This window comes from Exiguobacterium sp. s194 (assembly GCF_018618275.1).
In the GTDB taxonomy this organism is placed as follows: Bacteria; Bacillota; Bacilli; order Exiguobacteriales; family Exiguobacteriaceae; genus Exiguobacterium; species Exiguobacterium chiriqhucha.
The window spans coordinates 42139-61463 of sequence record NZ_JACSLT010000002.1; the positions used below are offsets into that span (position 1 = coordinate 42139).

Annotated in this window: 11 protein-coding genes and 1 other annotated feature (1 of these 12 running past the window's edge); of the genes, 10 read left to right on the plus strand and 1 reads right to left on the minus strand. The window is 52.0% G+C overall.

Features of this window, described 5'->3' with window-relative positions; translation table 11 throughout:
* Positions 1 to 59 (minus strand) — a binding site (T-box leader) (it extends 164 nt beyond the left edge of the window).
* A 73-nt stretch (positions 60 to 132) separates the two neighbouring features.
* Entirely contained in the window at positions 133 to 414 is a 282-nt protein-coding gene (locus tag KNP85_RS02175) for a hypothetical protein (protein WP_214801034.1), read from the minus strand.
* A 180-nt stretch (positions 415 to 594) separates the two neighbouring features.
* On the opposite strand from KNP85_RS02175, the gene KNP85_RS02180 reads away from it, so the two are divergent.
* The 10 genes from KNP85_RS02180 to KNP85_RS02225 all read left to right on the plus strand — a co-directional run bounded on the left by KNP85_RS02180 (position 595) and on the right by KNP85_RS02225 (position 19227).
* Positions 595 to 969, plus strand: a complete 375-nt coding sequence (locus KNP85_RS02180) for a nuclear transport factor 2 family protein (RefSeq protein WP_029594901.1) — start codon at positions 595 to 597, stop codon at positions 967 to 969.
* Positions 970 to 1122: 153 nt separating this feature from the next.
* On the plus strand, positions 1123 to 2445 hold the full coding sequence (locus KNP85_RS02185) for an Ig-like domain-containing protein (RefSeq protein ID WP_021066423.1): 1323 nt from the start codon (positions 1123 to 1125) through the stop codon (positions 2443 to 2445).
* 762 nt (positions 2446 to 3207) lie between these two features.
* Complete coding sequence (locus tag KNP85_RS02190; RefSeq protein ID WP_214801036.1) at positions 3208 to 5619, plus strand: Ig-like domain-containing domain; 2412 nt, start codon at positions 3208 to 3210, stop codon at positions 5617 to 5619.
* 221 nt (positions 5620 to 5840) lie between these two features.
* Complete coding sequence (locus KNP85_RS02195) at positions 5841 to 6341, plus strand: hypothetical protein (protein WP_214801039.1); 501 nt, start codon at positions 5841 to 5843, stop codon at positions 6339 to 6341.
* A 71-nt stretch (positions 6342 to 6412) separates the two neighbouring features.
* Positions 6413 to 8365 (plus strand): asparagine synthetase B family protein, encoded by a 1953-nt coding sequence (locus KNP85_RS02200; RefSeq protein WP_214801042.1) that lies wholly within the window; start codon positions 6413 to 6415, stop codon positions 8363 to 8365.
* Between the two features lie 263 nt (positions 8366 to 8628).
* Positions 8629 to 10704, plus strand: coding sequence for a bifunctional metallophosphatase/5'-nucleotidase (locus KNP85_RS02205; protein ID WP_214801044.1), 2076 nt, complete (start codon positions 8629 to 8631; stop codon positions 10702 to 10704).
* Positions 10705 to 10903: 199 nt separating this feature from the next.
* Positions 10904 to 13588 (plus strand): glycosyltransferase, encoded by a 2685-nt coding sequence (locus KNP85_RS02210; RefSeq protein WP_214801047.1) that lies wholly within the window; start codon positions 10904 to 10906, stop codon positions 13586 to 13588.
* A gap of 9 nt (positions 13589 to 13597) precedes the next feature.
* Complete coding sequence (locus KNP85_RS02215; protein WP_021066429.1) at positions 13598 to 13903, plus strand: hypothetical protein; 306 nt, start codon at positions 13598 to 13600, stop codon at positions 13901 to 13903.
* An 81-nt stretch (positions 13904 to 13984) separates the two neighbouring features.
* Positions 13985 to 17056, plus strand: coding sequence for a CgeB family protein (locus KNP85_RS02220; RefSeq protein WP_214801050.1), 3072 nt, complete (start codon positions 13985 to 13987; stop codon positions 17054 to 17056).
* Positions 17053 to 19227: a glycosyltransferase gene (locus tag KNP85_RS02225; protein ID WP_214801053.1), complete on the plus strand. Its 2175-nt coding sequence runs from the start codon at positions 17053 to 17055 to the stop codon at positions 19225 to 19227. Before KNP85_RS02220 ends, KNP85_RS02225 begins: the two co-directional genes overlap by 4 nt.
* The last annotated feature ends 98 nt before the right edge of the window (positions 19228 to 19325 follow it).

Here is a 19325-nt window from a genome sequence, read left to right on the forward strand (position 1 = left end):
CGACCACCGGCTTTCTGGAGACGAATCTTCACGCTACTCTTCTTTCTCATCGCGAGTTCGTATGAATGTTATCGTTACTTTAACGGGCTGAAGTCAGAATGTCAATATTGAAACTGTCAGAATGATTAGGGCTCAGGAATGTTTTTCTGTCTGGCGCTCAGTTTTCCGTTTACTGAGAAACGTATAGGCTACGAGAAACGAGGGAATCGGGAAAAGCCAATTCCAAGACGATGGAGAAGTGAGCGTCCCGTAGTACGCGAGGCCCATCGTCATTTCAATTGCGAGATTGAGCACCAACGTGATGAGCGGGGCGATATAAGCCTTTTCGAATCGTAATGCAATAAGGACACCGGTCCCGATGGTGAGGATAGGGACGATGACGAGTTGCCAGATGAACGGGTCGATCAAATCCATAAGCATAGTCCTCTCGAAATGGGATTAACTGTATATTGATAAGTATACAGGGAATAGAGGATAAGAAAAAGAATACTACCGATGTGGTTACATTCAATCGAACAATGAAGATGACCATTACAAGTGAGACGACTCGAGCATACGAGTATGTTATGATGGACGCGAAAGGTAGGTACATCAATGGAAACCATCAACTTAAAACAACTTTCTGACGAACGGGCCGAACTTCAAGTCAAGGGCGACCTGGACGCGATGCGCGGCATCATGCATGACGAGTTTCGTTACGTCGACTCGAGCGGACGTCAGTTCGATAAAGAAACATTTTTAGACCAGTTCGTTGACCCGGCGTCTGTCCAGTGGATTACGCAGGAGACCGTCACGTTCGACGAGACGGTGGCTGGTGAGATCGCGCTCGTGCAACTGTTGCTCGAGGAGCGTTTCATTCTCGGGACGAACGCTTACGAAGGCCGGTTCTGGGTGTTGCATGTCTATGTGAAACAAGAAGACACGTGGCTCTGGCAAGGCGGCCAGTCAACAATGATTCATGAGGTGTGAGAACCGTGAACTGCTTTGGGAAACCAAAGCAGTTTTTTTGTGAAATCATTTACCTGATTTATTAAAAATCCGTCATTGTATGAAGTCGAATTATTACAATAGAATTTGGTATTCGACCAATTAACTGTAAAACCTACATAATGGAGGAAAGTCATGAATCATTCATCGTATTTGAAATTGTTCTTAGCCGGTTCACTCATCGTCTCGCCACTCTTGCCGCTCCAAGCGCAAGCAGAAGGATCAACAGAAGAACCACCAGTCGTCGAGACGGTCGACGTCACAGCACCGCTCGCACCTGTCGTCTCGACGCCACTCCATACGTCGAAGTCACTTGTAATTGAAGGAGAGGCTGGCACGACAGCATTGATCGGCATTAACAGCAAAGTGTACACGCGTGTCGTCACGGAAGCGGGGACGGCTCAATTCAACATGAGCCCGCAATCGGTCGGCAAACGGATCTCGGTCAGCTTGCGTGATGCCGCGGGCAACGTCAGTGAGACGACGGAAGTCGTTGTCGCCGTCGATCCGGCCGCCCGTCCGGCGACGCCGAAAATCGGAACGGTCAATAACTCGGCTCGTCAAATCGTCGTGACAGGAACGCCTGGCGCGAAAGTGACACTCCAAGTCGGTGCAGCTTCGTACACGGCGCGCTATGATGCGAAAGGCGTCTATCGCCGCGCGACGGTCGCCCTTCCAATCGGAACGGTCATCCGTGCGACGACGGTCGATGCGAAAGGCGCGACAAGCGTCACGCGCTCGACAAAAGTCATTAAAGACGGTGTGGCTCCAGCGCGCCCGCGTGTCGCACAGAGCGTGACGACGACATCGACGTCAATCACAGGGACGGCCGAGGCGTACGCGACGGTGTATGCTCAAATCGGGACGAAACTTTATAAAGCACCGGTCATGTCGACTGGGAAATTCGCGATTAAAATCCCAAAACAAAAACGAGGGCAAGCGATCTCGTTGTATGCGATTGACGGCGCTGGCAATAAAGGCGGCACGCTCAAACTCGGCGTCCAACATGCGCTCTATAACAAGTTCTATCGTTTCCCAGGTCCGGTGACGGTTCATCGTGAAGTGCTCGATAGCTATGGGGAGTTCCGTTATGCGGAGACGTTCGCGCCGGTCTTCTACGGTTCACCGTCGAAAGCGAGCATGCAGTTCTTCCTCAACATCGAATCGGAAGATGGTTTCCTTGAAATGGACACGCTCCGCCTGAAAGTCGGCAGCAAGTCGTATAAAGTGAACCTTGATCAAGACGACATCGAGTACATTGAATACGAGGATGGAACGGTCGCGGAATACGTTGAGTTTAAACCGGATGCGAAGCTCGTCCAATTCGTGAAAGCGAATGTTCGTCCCGAGAACCGAATCGTCGTGACGGTGGAAGGCAGTGAGGACGTCATCGAATGGCCACTCTATGCTGCGGAGAAACGTGCATTCATGGAATCACTCAGTTTCGTCGGTTATTAATCCCCATCAGTTTCAATCGCCCTTCATAGGAGAAGGGCGATTTTTTTTGTTCTCAAAAATAAGGAGCGTCGGTGTTGTGTGCAACAACAATCCCCGTAATTCAATATCCATTTACTGGATAAAATCAAACATTTCTGCGAAAAGCCCGTCATTTTTTTGTGTATCGTCCATTGGACTCACCTTCAAAAGTCCTATTCGAAAAGCGTAATCATTTATTTAAGAATCCAATAAAGAGATAACTGGTAACGAAATGGTTTATTAGAAAACGTTACTTACATAATTATTTGGTTATAAATGGTTATTATTTATCTTATGTTGTAAAAACCAATAAAATAATTGGTAATTATATTTTAATCATCCGATTCATAAAAATCTAACCTGATGACAGAAGTCTGATCATAAGTTCGAATGTTGGTAGCGCTTACTTTGTTGATTTAATGCGATTTTGTTACACTGGTAATTAATCGAACGCAGAATATTTATTCTAAATAAAATCATGAAAATGCATTATCATTTCCCTTTTTCGCTAAAAAGTCGCTTGTTTCAACTGGAAACGTTATGTATATTATGGATGTAAGCAATCTAGGGCGATGCATAGGCTAAAAGTCAATGTATGGTTTTAGATACCTGTTTTTGTATGACTCGAGTCCTATCGATGCTATACATAACTCGGGCAGTAAGGGTGTCTGAGGAGTGATCGAGAGGACCGAGAAAGTCGAAGACGCAGAAATCGCATTTTACCAAAGGGAGGATTTAAACAAGATGGCAAACAAAAAACAATTTGTCACAGCAGCGGCAGCGTTTGCAGTGACAGCGGCAGCAGTCGCACCAGCAATGTCGGCTTCAGCAGCAATGCCCGTCGTCAAGCTAGGTTCAGATTATGTACGCCAAGGCAATTTGGATGCAGCGCTTGACAAGAAGTATCATGGATCAGAGATCCACTGGTACAAGTCTTCAGTCAACATGAACAAATTGGGAGTCTTCCAAACGGCGGTTGGTTTCGTCAAAGGGAAAGGCATCAAAGTCGAGAAACGCATTCGCGTCTTGAACTATGCCCAAGAAGTGGTCGGACCGAAAGAAATGCTCGTCTTCGAAAAAGGGGAAGCCGTTTCAGGAATCCGCACACAGCCGGTCAAGTTCGCAGATCGCGTCTATATGAAACCAGGTTCATGGTCTGGTATCGACACATCGAAAGTCGGCGAGTTCATGGCGACATTCACGTACACGAACAAAGCGTACGGAACGGTCTCAAAATCGTTCAAGTATAAAGTTGTTGAATCAGCTCCAATGGTATCGAGCGTCAAGTTGCTCAATGCGAAGGAACTTGAAATCAACTTCTCGAAACCGGTAGACGCGAGCACACTCCTTTATAACGGCATGCTCAAAGATGGAACGGTCGAAATCGATCACATTCCAGACGCGCAACGCCTCAAAGGACTTCGTGGCACACTCTCGAAAGACGGCAAAACGCTCGTCGTTCGCGCCGAGAAGACATTCGATGGCCGCTACGCTGTGCTTGCTAGCTCGAAGATTGAAGGACTCGACGGTAAAGCGCTCGTACCGTTCAAAGAAATCTACACGTTCGAAGACAACGTACGCCCGGTCCTCAACGACCCTGAGTACCTTGAAAACAACCGCGTGAAGTTCACGTTCTCTGAGCCGGTCAACGTTGACTCGGAAGATGAGCTCGAGAAGAAACTCGAATTGAAAGATGCTTCTGGCGCTGGCTACAAAGTAGACGTCGACAAACTCTCATGGGACGGCAAATCGTTCATCCTTGACTTGTCAGACGCGCAATTCGTCGCAGGCAAAGACTACAAGTTGACGCTCGTCGGTCTCCGTGACTTCGCTGGCAACTTCATCTCGCCAAACCCAGTGACGAAGATCGTTCAGAAGAAAGTCATCGACGCGGTCAACCCTTCAGTCGTCGGCATGTCTTCGTCGAAACCAGGCTACCTCACAGTCACATTCTCTGAGGCTGTCTACGTGGACCGTTACAACCACGTCGCGAAAATCACGCTCACAAACGGCGAAATCGAAGCTGACCTTGATGACAACGCATGGCTCGATGAGTCAGGCAAAGTCCTCACTGTCCGCGACCACTCATTCATCGGTCAAATCGACGTGAAAGTTTCTCACTTCCGCGACCTTGCTGGCAACTACGGCGCTGCGTCAACGAAATTGGTTAACTTCACGAACGATGAGATGGCTCCGACTGTGACAGATGCGAAAGTGGAAGTCATCGACGGCAAGAACCACCTCGTCCTCACGTTCTCTGAAGAACTCAAGCATGGTGCTTACAGCGACGGTAAGATGTACGGTTCGTACATCACGCCGAACGGTGTCGAGAAGAAAGTGGCGGCATGGACTGACGCCTCGTATTACTCGAAGAACCAAATCAAGACGCCAATCTCGGATCTTGAGCTTGGAAACTACTCAGTCAAACTTCCGGCTAACCTCGTGAAGGATGTCGTCGGCAACGAGAGCCTTGAGCAATCAATCAAGTTCTCAATCGTCTCGAGCCCAATCGAGAAAGAGAAGCCAACGTTTGATGGCTACTACTTCCAAGAGAAGGACAACAGCACGCTTTATCTCAAGTTCAGCGAGAAGCTCGACCCATCGTCACTCAACTTGGGCAACTTCTTAATTGAAGGCAAGGCAATCGCTGAGAAAGCTGTCTTCACGGATGAAGATCGCGACGTCATCAAGTTGACGCTCAAAGAAGGCGCGATTCAAACGTCTGGTAAGTATGCGTTCGTCATCCAAAACATCAAGGATGTAGTGGGCAACGTCATGGATACAGTCTCGTTGAACGAGAAGTTCGCGGAGAACGACCTCCCAGGCTTGACGTCTGCGGTTCTCACGTCGAACAACGTATCGGGCGACTACGCGGTCATCACGCTCACGTTCGATGAGTCAATCGCGGAGTACTCAATCGAAGATGGCTACGAAGACTTCAAAGTCCTCGTTGGTGACAAAGATCTCTCGAAATCTGCGACAGTCACAGAAATCATGGGATCGCAGTCGAACCAAGTCCAAATCACGATTGACCGTGTGTTGACTCCGTCAGAGACAGCTCAAACGCTCACGCTCAAACCAGGCGCTGCGTTCGAAGTTCTCGACCTCGAGAACAACAAACACCCATTGTTCACTTCGGTGAACATCGCTAAGTAATTAGCGTTGACCTTCATTGACCCTCCCTTAGGGTTAAATAGAGCAAGGCCTTCGGGCTGCGCCATCTTGAAACCGGTAGCGTTTGACGCTACCGGTTTTACTATGTATGAAACTGCAATAAATACATATTAATCCCAATTTATTATGGAAATTTAAAACAAGTACGGTATGATTATATTGTTCTATTTTTTAGTGGATACTTTATAATTTGGAGGGGAATTATGAGTCGAACACAACGAAAACAGAGGCAAAAGTTTCAATTTCTCATCAGGACGTTTGTCCTGGTCTGTCTGGTATTGGCGGGGGTCATTTACGAACAAAAACAAGAAGCCGAGGCCGATGAGGTGTTGCTTCCGTCCGTAACGGGAAGTGAATTGAGATTCAGCGGCATGGCGTTGCGGCTTGACCCAAAAGGACTATACATACACGCAAACGGGAGCCATAAACCGCTTGGCTTCACCCAAGCCTATATTGAACCGACGCGGGGCTACATCGTTGTCCGACGCGATCGGGCCGATTCGGTCGTCTCCATTATCGCCGAACCGGATGAGACGCTCACGAAGCGGGGCATCACAATCGGGGCGTCCGGGGGTGGGACGGTGACGCATTTGTTTGTCTATCAGAACGGCGTCCAACTGAACATGGCTGATCCTGTGGATTATGCCAAGACGGCTGGCGTCTTCTCCAATATTTGGATGACCATTATCAGTCAGAGTCGATGAGTCGCCGGCACGACCGGTGCTCGTCTTTTTTAGAGTCAAAGAACGAATTTTCTATAGAATGAGGGGACAGCATGCAAGCTTATCAACGCGGATTTTTAATGACCGCTACACGGCTACAACGTGAAGGATGGGAAACAATCACTTTGCCGAACGGCGATTTCTTTTATTTTGACCCGCTCAGTCCGGTCGACTTGATTCAAGACGGTGCCCGCTGGCTCCTCGCTTTCGGGGACATCCTCGACATCCGAGCGCAACAGCGTGACCGACAGGGAGTGCTCGAACGATTGAACGGGCAAGACGTGGACGCATTTCATGAGGCGCTCGACTTCATGGGTGGCCGCTACGTGTTGATTCGGGGTGACGACACGTCAGTTCGCCTCTATCATGACGCGACCGGGATGCGGGGTGTCTACTTTACGACGGATGCACCGCTGCGAGCGGCGTCGCATCTCGAACTGTTGCAAGAAGACGTCCAGTCCGAGGCGCACCCGCTCTGTTCGGACGAATTGCGACACCATAACCATTATCACTTGCCAGGTCATTTCACGATTTATGCGTCGATTCGTATTCTCGTCCCGAACCATTTCGTGGACGAGACGAACCGGATGACACGCTATTATCCACGGCGTCCGCTCGATGCGTTGCCGGTCGAGGCGGCCATCGAACCGCTACGGACATGGTTCGACAATCAGCTGCATCAGCTGCTCGAGTCGGACGAACGCATGATTTTTTCGCTCACGGCCGGGATTGACAGTCGCCTGTCGTTGGCGCTTCTCAAACCGTTCCTCTCGAACATCGAAACGTTCACGTATCAGAACGTGGCGGCAGGTCATCACGTCGAATCGCTCGATATCGATGTCGAAGTCGCAGCGATGATGGCGCGTGACCTTCAGTTTCGCCATCGCGTCATCCCAGTCGATGACCGAGCGTTCGAACAAGCCGAGGAGACGCGGGCATTCCGTTCGATGTTGCGGCAAAGCGTGACATCCCGTCACGGTCATGCCCACGCATACGAATACATGAAACTGTACAAAGACCGTCCGACGCGCCACTTGCGCTCGAACATCCTTGAAATCGGGCGAGCGTTTTATCGAAAGAACCGGACGCTGCCGGCCGAGTTGACCGTCGAAGGAGCGATTCGTTGTTATTCATGGAAATCGCGGGAAGACGAGCGTGTCGTCTCGCTTTGGACGTCCTACGTGGCCGCGGTCAATTTGACGACTGAGACGCTGCACGGCTACGACCCGTACGACTTGTTGTACTGGGAGTATCGGATGGGTGTCTGGCACCAGCAAGTGCTCGCCGAGAGCGATGTCGCGTTTGAGACGTATATCCCATTCAACGCCCGCGCCATCCTGGAGCTGTTCTTGATGCCAGATTATGGGGACCGGTTATACGCCAAACTATTTTATGAAGTGATTGGTCACGAATGGCCGGTGCTCGCGTTCTGGGGTGTGAACAAGCGGGACACAATGCGTGACTATATGCATCCAACGCTCGACCAAGGGTGGATGGCGCTCGATGGGGTCATCACGAGTGGCCGTTTGGACGAGACGACGATCCCGTTGACCATCCGGCGCTTGACGACGAACGTGTCATACCACCTCGAGGCGAACACGATGCAAAAAGGCGACCATATGGCGTACTCACAAATCCTGACGACGAAACAGGGACAGACGTATCGTTTGAATTTGAACGTGCTCAACCCGTTCGAGAAACGGTCGTCGCTCGGTTTGGGGCGGATGCGCTATGAGATTTGGGTCGACGGCGTGCTCTATTTATCTGAAGACATCGCCGCTTGGGGCGGACCGAACCAAGTTTGGGTCGAGTTCGATGCCACGGATGACGCGACGGAACTCATGGTCCGGACGGTTGCCCTTCGTGATTGTGGACCGAACAAATGGGGCGCGGCCTCGAAGATGCAACTCGAGGCGCTCCGTCTCCAAGAGATTGAGCACGGGCATTTGAAAGCAGGGGCGTCGAGTCCGTTCACCCAGCTTCATGAACTGATTGAAACCGAATAAGGTCTTTTTGCCTAACGTATTTAAATTTCCATGGAATCCCTCGATGTTGCAATCGGGGGATTTTTTGGAAAAGATACACGGAATTAACGAAAAATTAATTGTATTTACTAGTGGAATTGGATATGTTTAGAGAGGAAAGTGGTCTCTGAAACGATAGGTCTGAAGACGGAATAGGGAACAAGGCCGATTATGATCCGTCAGACATTGTAAGCGCTATCATTCGTTTTAGTTCTGCTTCACCACATTTGAAAGGGGAAAATCAAATGCTCACACGTAAAACGAACAAGTTGTACGCTTCACTCGCTGTGGCGGCCATCACCGCTTCATCGATCGTTCCGGCAGCGACAGCTGACGCGGCACCAAAAGTTAAGACGGTCAAACTGAAAGCCGACTTCGTCCGCGGAGGCGACCTCGACGCCACGCTCGACAAGACATATCAAGGCGCCAACATCCATTGGTACAAATCATCGGTGAAGTTGAACAAACTCGGTACATATCAAACGGCGAAAGGGATCGTGGTCGGCAAGGGGATTAAAGTCGAGAAGCGTGTCCGCGTCTTGAACTATCCGGTTGCCATCGAACCGGGGGAAGCACTCTCGTTCAAACAAGGGGAGAACGTGCCGAGCGCACTTCGTCTCGATGTTCGCTTCGCGAACGGAACGGTCGAGCGTCTCGTCCGTGTTCACGGCATCGATACATCAAAAATTGGTTCGTTCACGGCGCATGCGAAATTTACGAGCAATGGCCGCACAATCGAAGCTGAACTTCCTTATTCGGTCGGTGGGAACACGGTATCGTTCATGCACACGAACGACACGCACGCTTCACTCGACTTGGCGCCAAAACGCGCAACAGCCGTTAAACAAGTCCGCGCCGAGAAGCCGAACGCACTCTTGATTGACGCTGGGGACGTATTCTCAGGTTCACTATACTTCAACAAGTTTGAAGGAATGGCTGACTTGAAACTCATGAACTACATGAAGTACGACTTGATGACACTCGGGAACCACGAGTTCGATCTCGGTGGCGACGAAGACGGCAACGCCGAACTTGCCAAGTTCATCCGCTACGCGAACTTCCCGTTCGTCAGCTCGAACCTCGACTTCTCAGCAGACACAGACTTGAACCCGCTCTTCCGTGACGCGGTGACAGACAAGCCATATAACGGTCGTCTGTATGAAGGTGTCATTAAAGAAGTAGACGGCGTCAAAGTCGGCTTCTTCGGTCTCACAACAGAAGAGACGTCTGAAATCGCAAGCCCGGGCAACGCCCAGTTCCAAGACTACATCGCGGAAGCGAAAGCGGCTGTCGCAGCGTTCGAAGCAGCTGGCGTCAACCAAATCGTCGCCGTCACGCACTTAGGTTACGATGACAACCCAACAGTCGATAACGACCAAATCCTCGCGGAAGAAGTCGAAGGCATCGACGTCATCATCGGCGGACACTCGCACTCGCTTCTCGCGAAGCCGGAAGTGAGAAACGCGGATACGGACAACCCGACGTTGATCGTCCAAGCGTATCAATATAGCCAATACCTTGGCACACTTGACGTCACGTTCGACCAAGACGGAAAAGTGATTGCCCATGAAGGTGCTTTAATCGATGTGACGAAGCTTGAAGCGGACGCGAAAGCGACACAGCTCCTCGCACCGTTCAAAGAAGAAGTCGATGAGTTGAAAAACCAACCAACAGGTGCTTCAGCAACAGCAGCGCTCACGAACCCACGTACGAGCGATCCAGACAACACGACTGGCGTGAGCGTTCGTAAGAACGAAACGGCACTCGGGAACTTGATCACGGACGGCATGCTCGCGAAAGCGAAGACATTCAGCCCTGACGTCATCGGTGCGATTCAAAATGGTGGCGGTATCCGTGCAGCCATCAACGAAGGTGAGATCACGATCGGTGAAGTGCTCACGACGCTTCCGTTCGGGAACACGCTCGCGATCGCTGACCTCACAGGGACAGAGATTTATCAAACGTTCGAACGCAGTGTCGGACCGCTTCCGAACGAGAACGGTGGTTTCCTTCACGTCGCTGGTTTGAAAGTGACGTACGATAGCTCGCAACCGTCAGGCTCACGTGTGACGAAAATCGAGTACATGAAAGACGGAGCACCAGTGCTCGTAGCAGAAGATTCAACACGTTATAAAGTCGCGACGAATGCGTTCACAGCGAAAGGCGGCGACGGTTTCGCGGAGCTCGGTGTTGCTTACACTGAAGGCCGCGTTCAAGACCTCGGTCTCTCGGACTGGGAAAACTTGCGCGACCACGTGGCAAGCCTTGTCACGGTCGAGCCGAAAGTGGAAGGTCGCATCGTCGACGTAGCAGCTGAATAAGCAGTCCAACTCTCCTGATGATTCAGGGGAGTTTTTTTGTTATAGGGAAGGAAAGTCGGGTATTACAAAAGAGGGGAATGGCAAGTCGTCCGATTGTCATCTGACTGAAATTGCTTGCCTATCTGATATTTGATACTATGACAGAGGGTGTAGGTGTGAAACCTACGATACGACATGATGAAAGAATGAGGCGAATTGAATGGATGTAAGACGATTATTGTCCGACGTTCAAGAGCACGCGAAATGGGTACGTGCAGAACGGGAACGGATTTCACAAAAAGAACCGCTAGATGAAGGCGATGTCATTCTCATCAATGACTTGCCGTCGTTGACGAAAAAAGCACAACTCCCATATTGGGATGACCAAAAGCTTGAGACGTATAACACCGGTCTCAAACAAGAATGGGATGCGGCGACCGCGCGTTTCCCGAACGACTTACCGGAATATCCAGCATCGAACGGGAGTACTTATTATAAGAAGAAACTCATCGATGTGGCGTTCGTCGGACCGGTCGAACGGGCCGATATGTGGAATCACGTCTGTAACGTCCATACGTTCAAGACGGTCACCGAGTTTTTAGAGCTCGTCAATGCAGGTGTGAACATCGAGTTCCTCATGATTAGCCCAATCCTTCCAGGTGATGAGGCGACAAGTTTTGAACACATGGCGACACCGCGCTCACACTCGCGCCAATGGCTCGAAAAATTGATTAAGCAAGCCAACTATCGCGACATCCCGGTCGTGTTCCATACCGAGGCCGACACGAATCATTACGCGCGTTACGCATCACTCGCAGCGAAGTGTGACATCGTCTTTACGGCCAATGAAGAGCGGGTCCAAGATTACACCGAACTGTGCAAACATGACCGTGTCTTCGTCATCAAGCCGTTCGTCAACCAATTGCGTCACAATCCGATCGGCATGACACGCGCCCGTTTGAACGACGTGCTCGTCACGAATGAGTTCCCAATGCGAAAAGCGTTCATGGAAGACGTCGACAAATTGATGGATGGCGTCTTAGAGACGGACCACCGTCTCCACGTGATTAAATCAGACCGTGACAAAAACGAGGAAGTCGGCGAAGCGTACCGTCAATATCTCGTCGCGAGCGAGACGGACATGGACCGTTTGAAAAAGTCCGTCGATTGGGTCCTTCACGTCAACGAAGTGAAGAACAGCCCGACGTATAGCGCACAAGCGATTTACGATGCACTGGCACGCGGTAACCTCGTCTTGACGAACTATAATATCGCCGTCAACAACGATTTCCCGAACGTGTTCATCGCGACGGGCCGTCTCGACGCCAAACAGATTTTGAACATGTTCAAGACCGAGGACGAGAAGTACCGCCAGCAATTAGCGGGCGTCCGTACGATCATGGCCGGACATACGATGCATGACCGGTTCGAAGAGAAGTTGTTCGCGCTCGGACTTGAGACGGAAGCACTCGGGGCCCGTCCGGTTCTCGTCGTCGGCTCAGGTGTCGAGTCGCGTCTTCAAGCCATGGTCGACGACCAGACGTACGCTAACGTCCGTTTCCGGATGGCAGATGCCGTGACGGAGACCGATTTGCAGGAAGCGGCGTTCGTCGCGTTCTTCGACTCGGCTTATACGTATGAAGCCTATTATTTAGAAGACTTGATTAACGCCTTTAAATATACGGACGTATCGTTCGTGACGAAAGCGGCCTACTTCGACGGCGAGACGCTCGTCTCGGGTCCGGAACACGATTACGTGACGGACGTGACCGATGTCCATCGTTCCGTGTTCATCGCGGAGCAACTGTCGCTCAAAGAAGTCGCAACACGGACGCTCAAGAGCCGGACGTTGCCGGGTTATGCCGTCGACCGGTTCGAACTCGTCAAAGGCGAGGTCGTCTTCGAACCGAACGCACCGCGTGACTACAAATTGTCTGTCGTCGTGCCGGTCTATAACAACGGTCGTTACTTGTACAACAAGTGCTTCTTCAGCTTGAAGCGGAGCACGATGTTTGATGATATGGAAATTTGGCTCGTGGACGACGGTTCGACCGACAACGAGACGAGCCGTTACGTCGAGCGCTTGGCGCGCGAACATGCGAACGTCTACACGTACTCGTTCGCAGACGGCGGCAGCGGCAGTGCCTCACGCCCTCGTAACAAAGGGGTCGAGCTGGCGACGACTCCATATATCGCTTTCCTTGACCCGGATAACGAGGCGGTCAACGATGGTTATCACGAGCTGTATCAGTTGATGACGCGCGAACCGGGACTCGATCTCGCTGTCGGCAGCATGTTGAAGCTGTCGAACCGCGAAGCGATGATCGAACTTGAAGGACTCGAGAAAGGCGGCATCCGCATGATTGAAGACCCGCGTGCCTACCTGCTCGAGCACAACTTCAAAGTGCAAAGCATCCAGGCGATGGTCATCCGTCGCGACTTCATCGTCGACAACGGCTTGAAACAAGTCATCGGGGCGGTCGGTCAAGATTCGCTCTTCTTCCAAGAGATGTTCTTATCGGCCGAACGTGTCGCACTCGTCGACTTGACGATTCACGACTATTACGCGGCCGTGGCGGGATCGACCGTCAATACGATCACCCGTCGTTACTTCGAGAAATGTGTGTTGCGCGAGACGGCCCGGGCGAAGGCGTTCGAGCGTGAAGGTGTGCTCGATGTCTATCGTGAGACTCGCTTCGAACGGTTCTTTGAGCTATGGTATCTCCAGTTCATCCGCCGGTCGCGGGACGAGGACTTCTTCGGCAACGCCGATTTGTTATATGCCATCTACGAGCAGTTCAAGCCGCTCGAACCGAAGAGCCCCCGCTTCAAACAGTTCATCGATCTGTATGAGAGCGGTCAAAAAAATGAATTGAAACGTCTGTATTTCGACGTATTCCGTTGAGGTGACAACATGAGTGAACAATTGAAACAAGAAAAGAACCTTCTCGAGATGCAGCTCGCTGAACAAATCGAGGAGAATAAACGACTTCAACGTGAATACCGCATCACGAGCCAACAATATCAACGTCTGTTGCATCGGTACGCCGAACTGCTCTATACGGTGGAATGGATTTCAAAAGAAGTCGATAAGGCCGATAAACGCTATCGCCAACTTAATCGTAAATATCAAAGTTTGACCCAGTCGAAAGTCGGAAAAGGATTGCTCGCAGCGCGTGCCGTCCGAAGCCGTGTCGGCAAAATCGTCAAACGGAAATGACCAGCCGGGAGCGACATGTGATGTGTCGCTTCCTTATTAGTGAAATCGAGGGGAATACCCCGCAGTTTGGAGGAAAGACATATGGGTTGGCAAACGAAAGCACGTCGGGCGGCACATCTCGGTGTCCAACGCTCGCGTCGCGTCGGGAAACGCATCATCAACAAGGCGCTCAACCGCGTGACATCTCGTCAAGCGGGACCAATCGTCCCGAATTGGTACACCGCATCGGATGCGGTCCATCTAGAAGGGGCCGACGTCGTCATCTCACGCCCGGAAGCGGTCGTCTTGACGTATCGTCCGGACGAGAAAGAAGACACGATCGACATCAAAAAAGTGTTCTCAAAATCGAATCGGACGATGCACGTCCAGTTCCGCGCGAAGGCGGCCGGTGATGTCACACCTGCCATCAAAGTGTCGCTCTATCAACGGAACAAACATTCACGTGACGTGTTCGTCTACAATCAGACACCGACCGATATCGCCTTGCTCGCGAACGAGACGAAAGTCCGCTTCACGGTCGAGACGGAAGGAAAAGGCTCGTATAGTGTCATCGAACTGAACGTCAACGGTGTCTCGCTCTGGGACGTCGAAGGAATGGCTTATCACATGCAGGATAGCGATTTCGACTATCGCATCGATTTGACGCCGAAACAGCTCGAATTGATTTCGGCCATCAACCGTGTCGTCGATTTTGAAGATGACAAACTGTTGTTGCACGGCGTCGGTGGCCAATACGTCCACTTCGGTGTCGGCGAATCGGCCCTCCCGCACGTGAATACGAAACGCGCCATCGACTTCCCGCTCGGGGATATGGATGATGACGTCTATCGTTTCTATTTAAAAGGGACGGTGACGGGCACGGCGAACGCCTCACTGTTCGTCGTCACGTATACGGCCGATGGACAAGATCAAATGATCGAGGTCCCGCTCGGACTGAGTGGCATCATCCGTCTGACACCGAGTCATTCGACGGTCCGTTATTTCGTCCGCTTGTCTGGCCACGGTGAACTACATGGTTTGAAACTCGGCATGGTCCGCGAGAAGAGCGTCCGCCGTGAAGAGATTTTATCGCTCAAACCGTCGATGTGGACGGTGCCGACACCGGACACGATCAAATTGAAACATAAGCACGACCAGCTCGTCGTCAAGTTGAAGACCGGGGAAGGCAATCGCCGTTACATCTCGTATGCCGAGACGAATAACAGCTTCAAGCTGTTACCGGTCGACTTCTTGTTCGACGTCAAATCGAACAGCCGTTACCGGGTCACGCTCGACGGCGAGATGGGCGAAGGGACGAACGTTGTCCTCTATATCATCACGTACTCGACGGAAGGCCGCTTGAACATGCAGCAAGTCCAACTCGGCTCGGAGAAAATTTTCGAGTTTGAGAAAGATGCGCGTCGTCTCCGCTTCGCGCTTCGTGTCGACGGCGACGGGGAAGCGGTCATCGACCGGATTCGCGTCACTGAAGAGATCATTAGCGACCGAACGCGTAGCCCGGAATGGCTCGATGTGCGCGAGGCCCGTCTCTTCCGTGCCGTGCCGCGTGAGTTGCACGAATTGAAAGTCGCGGCCATCTTCGATGAGTTCACGACCGCCTCGTACCGCCCAGAATGTGACTTGATCACGTTCACACCGGATAACTGGCCGGCCGTCCTCGCCGATGAACAACCGGACTTTTTGATGGTCGAGTCGGCGTGGAAAGGGAACGCCGGGGCGTGGGAAAAGAAGGTCGTCAAATACGGCACGAACACGTGGGAAGAGCTCGACGGCCTGCTTGAATGGTGCCGTCACAACAACATCCCGACCGTATTCTGGAACAAAGAAGACCCGATTCACTACGACCGTTTCATCGAGACGGCGAAACGATTCGACTACGTCTATACGACGGACGAGAACCGGGTCGAGGATTATATCCGCGACTGCGGGCACGACCGTGTCGGCGCGCTCCCGTTCGCGGCACAACCAAAAGAACACAACCCGATTCGTTTACCGGGGACACGTGAACCGTACGCCTCGTTCGCGGGCTCGTATTATGCGAACCGACACGAGTCGCGCCGTCAGGACATGGACCGTTTGTTCGCCGCGGCGGACCGTTACGGCCTCGTCATCTATGACCGCAACTATGAGATGAACCAACGCGGCGAGACGGATCAGCTCCAATTCCCGGAACAGTTCCGTGACTCGATTCGCGGAAGTTTGAAATATAACCAAATCGCGAAAGCGTATAAAGGCTTTAAAGTCATGCTGAACGTCAACTCGGTCAACGACTCACCGACGATGTTCTCGCGTCGTGTGTTCGAAGGCCTCGCCTGTGCGACGCCGGTCGTCAGCACGCGCTCCATCGGTGTCAAACAGATGCTCGGCGATTATGTCTTCCTCGATGAGGGTGACGCCATGCTCGATGAGACGTTCAAGAAGCTGTTGACCGATGACGCGTTTTATGAGGACGTCGCTATGCGCGGGATGCGTCACGTGTTGACGAATCATACGTACACGCAACGTCTCGCCCAAGTCGTCGGGGCAATCGGTATCCCGTATCGTGTCGACCACGCCCGTGTGGCCATGGTCGCCATCGTCCGCTCGAAAGAGGAGATGGAGCGGGTCGTATCGATTTATGAAACGCAAGACTACAAGCATACACACCTCGTCGTGTTCCTCGATAAGTTCGACGGCTATATCGACGTCTATAACGAGTACAACACCGAGACGATTTCGACGTTCATGCTCAGTTATTTGACGCAATATAACGCCTTATCTGAGATTTTGGACGGTTTCGAATGGATGGCGTTCGTGAACCGGGACGACTATTACGGCCCGTCTTACGTGTCCGACTATATTTTGGCGGCGCGTTATGCCGACGCCAACATCTTGACGAAAGGCGACCATTATACGTTTGATGGGACGCTCGAGAAACAAGATGTGGATGCGAGCTATCGCTACGTGTTCGACGCCGTGCCGACGCGTTCGCTCGTCAAACCGGCGGCGCTCCGTTTCTATAGCATCCAAGAGGCACTCGACGTGCTGACGAACGATGCGTCGCTCCAAGAGTTGGCCCAGTCCGGCGAGCGGATCTTTAGCATCGACCCGTATCAATACGTCAAAGGCGGAGCCAATCTCTCCGACGAGATGGCCCAGGAGGTAACGTTATGACGAAAGCACCGCTTCGCGTCCTCGTCTATGGGGACGTGAACTTGAACTTGATTGACGGGTCGGCCATCTGGCTGACGTCCGTCGTCCATATGTTGAAACAAGACCCGTCGATTCACGTCGACGTCTTATTGAAACGCTCGATCGTCAAACCGGAAGTGACGGCGTCGATTCGTGAGTTGCCGAACGTCCGCTTCCTCGACGTATTTGGCGAGACGTCACCGAAGAAGGACGAACCGTACTATAAGAAGAAAGTACTCGAGCCGTCTGAAGCGGCCCAACTCATCCATGAGCTCATGATGAGCGGCTCGTACGACTTGGCCTTCATCCGTGGCTTCCAGCTCGCCTACAACTTGTCGGCGTATGAGGACACGATGGCGAAGACGTGGACGTATATCACTGACTTCACCCACGACCATACGCAGGCGTCGGACGAAGAATTGGCCCGCTTGAAGCAAATCGCCTCACGCTCGGCCCGCATGCTCTGCCAGACGTCGGCGATGAAAGATTATTTTGAGACGTTCCTCCCGACGGAGCGACCGTTCCTCATCTTGAACCCGATGATTCCGAACGTGAAAGAGGCGACGCCATCGTTCACGAAACCGAACGACCGCCTCGTCTATACAGGCAAGTTTGCGCCGCTCTGGTATTCGAGCGAGATTTTGACGGCGTTCGCAAAATTGCGCGCCGCACATCCGACGGCCGAGCTTCATGTCGCCGGTGACAAGTTCAATCAAGACCCGAACAACCCGAACTTCCGCAAAGACGTGACACATCGACTCGGTCACGATCCAGGCGTGACATGGCTGAAAGGAATCCCGCGTCGCGACGTCGAGACGTTAATCGAGTCGAGTGCGGTCGGAGTATCTTGGCGCCATCCGGAACTCGACGCCTCGCTCGAACTGTCGACGAAGCTGCTCGAGTATGGTGCGCTCGGAAAGCCGGTGCTGCTCAACCGTAATCCGATGCATGAGCTCATCCTCGGGGCGGACTATCCGTTGTTCGTCAATTCAGAGTCAGAGTTCATCGACAAGGCGCGTCTCGCGCTCACGGACGCCACCATCTACCGTGAGGCCGCCAAGCGTCTGTATGACATGGCCCAGTATTATACGTTCACGAACACGCATGCGCGCCTCCGTGACGAGCTGTGGGCGATGAAGAAGTTGACGATTGTCTTCGCGGGCCACGACTTGAAGTTCTTGAAGCTGTTCATGCAGAAATTCTCGGAGAACCCGCGCTTCAACGTGCTCGTCGACCAATGGGACGGCCATAAGATTCACAACGTCAATCACAGTAAGGCGTGCCTCGAGCAGGCCGATATCATCTTCTGTGAATGGGGACTCGGCAACGCCGTCTGGTACTCGGAGCACAAGTTGCCGCACCAGAAGCTGATCGTGCGGATTCACCGTCAAGAGAAAGAGACACCGTTCCCACGTCAGTACAACTTGCATAACATTGACAAAATCATCCTCGTCTCGCCGTATATGCTCGAAGAGATGTACCGTCTGTTCCGCATTCCGCGCCACAAGATGACGATGATTTATAACGCCGTCGACGGGAAACGCTTGGCTCAGCCGAAAGTGAAACAAGATTTGACGTTCCACCTCGGTATGATCGGCGTCAATCCGAAACTGAAGCGACTCGATTTGGCGCTCGATTTGCTCGAGCAGCTGTTACAACAAGATCGTCGCTATAAACTCTTCATTAAAGGACATCATCCGAACGAGATTTATTGGATCAATAAACGGGAAGATGAAAGAGCGTATTACGACAAGTTGCTCGCCCGACTTGAAGAGCCGCAGTTCCAGTCGAGCGTCCAGTTCGACGGACACGGCGATGATGTCGCTGAATGGCTACAAAAGATTGGCTTCGTCCTCTCGATGAGCGATCTCGAGAGCTTCCATTTGGCACCGGCCGAAGCGATGACGTCGGGCACGTATCCGCTCATCCGTCACTGGACGGGGAGCGAGACGATTTATCCGGACGCGTTATTATTGGAAGATGTGTCCGACGCCGTCGGCATCATCCGTTCGTACGCCGACGATTCTGATCGTCTGCTCGAAGCGGCAAAACCGCTTCAAACCTATGCATTTGAGCACTTCGCGGTCGAAACACTTGCTAAAAAGCTGGAACAGCTTATACTAGAGGCGTTGTCCGAAACGGAAAAACATTGATTTGTCATTAAAATGTAATTGCCCGGCTGATTTGTTCAAGAGTATAATGAGTATTGTTTTATTGTCGAAACTGAAATAAAATGATGGACATGCTCGCA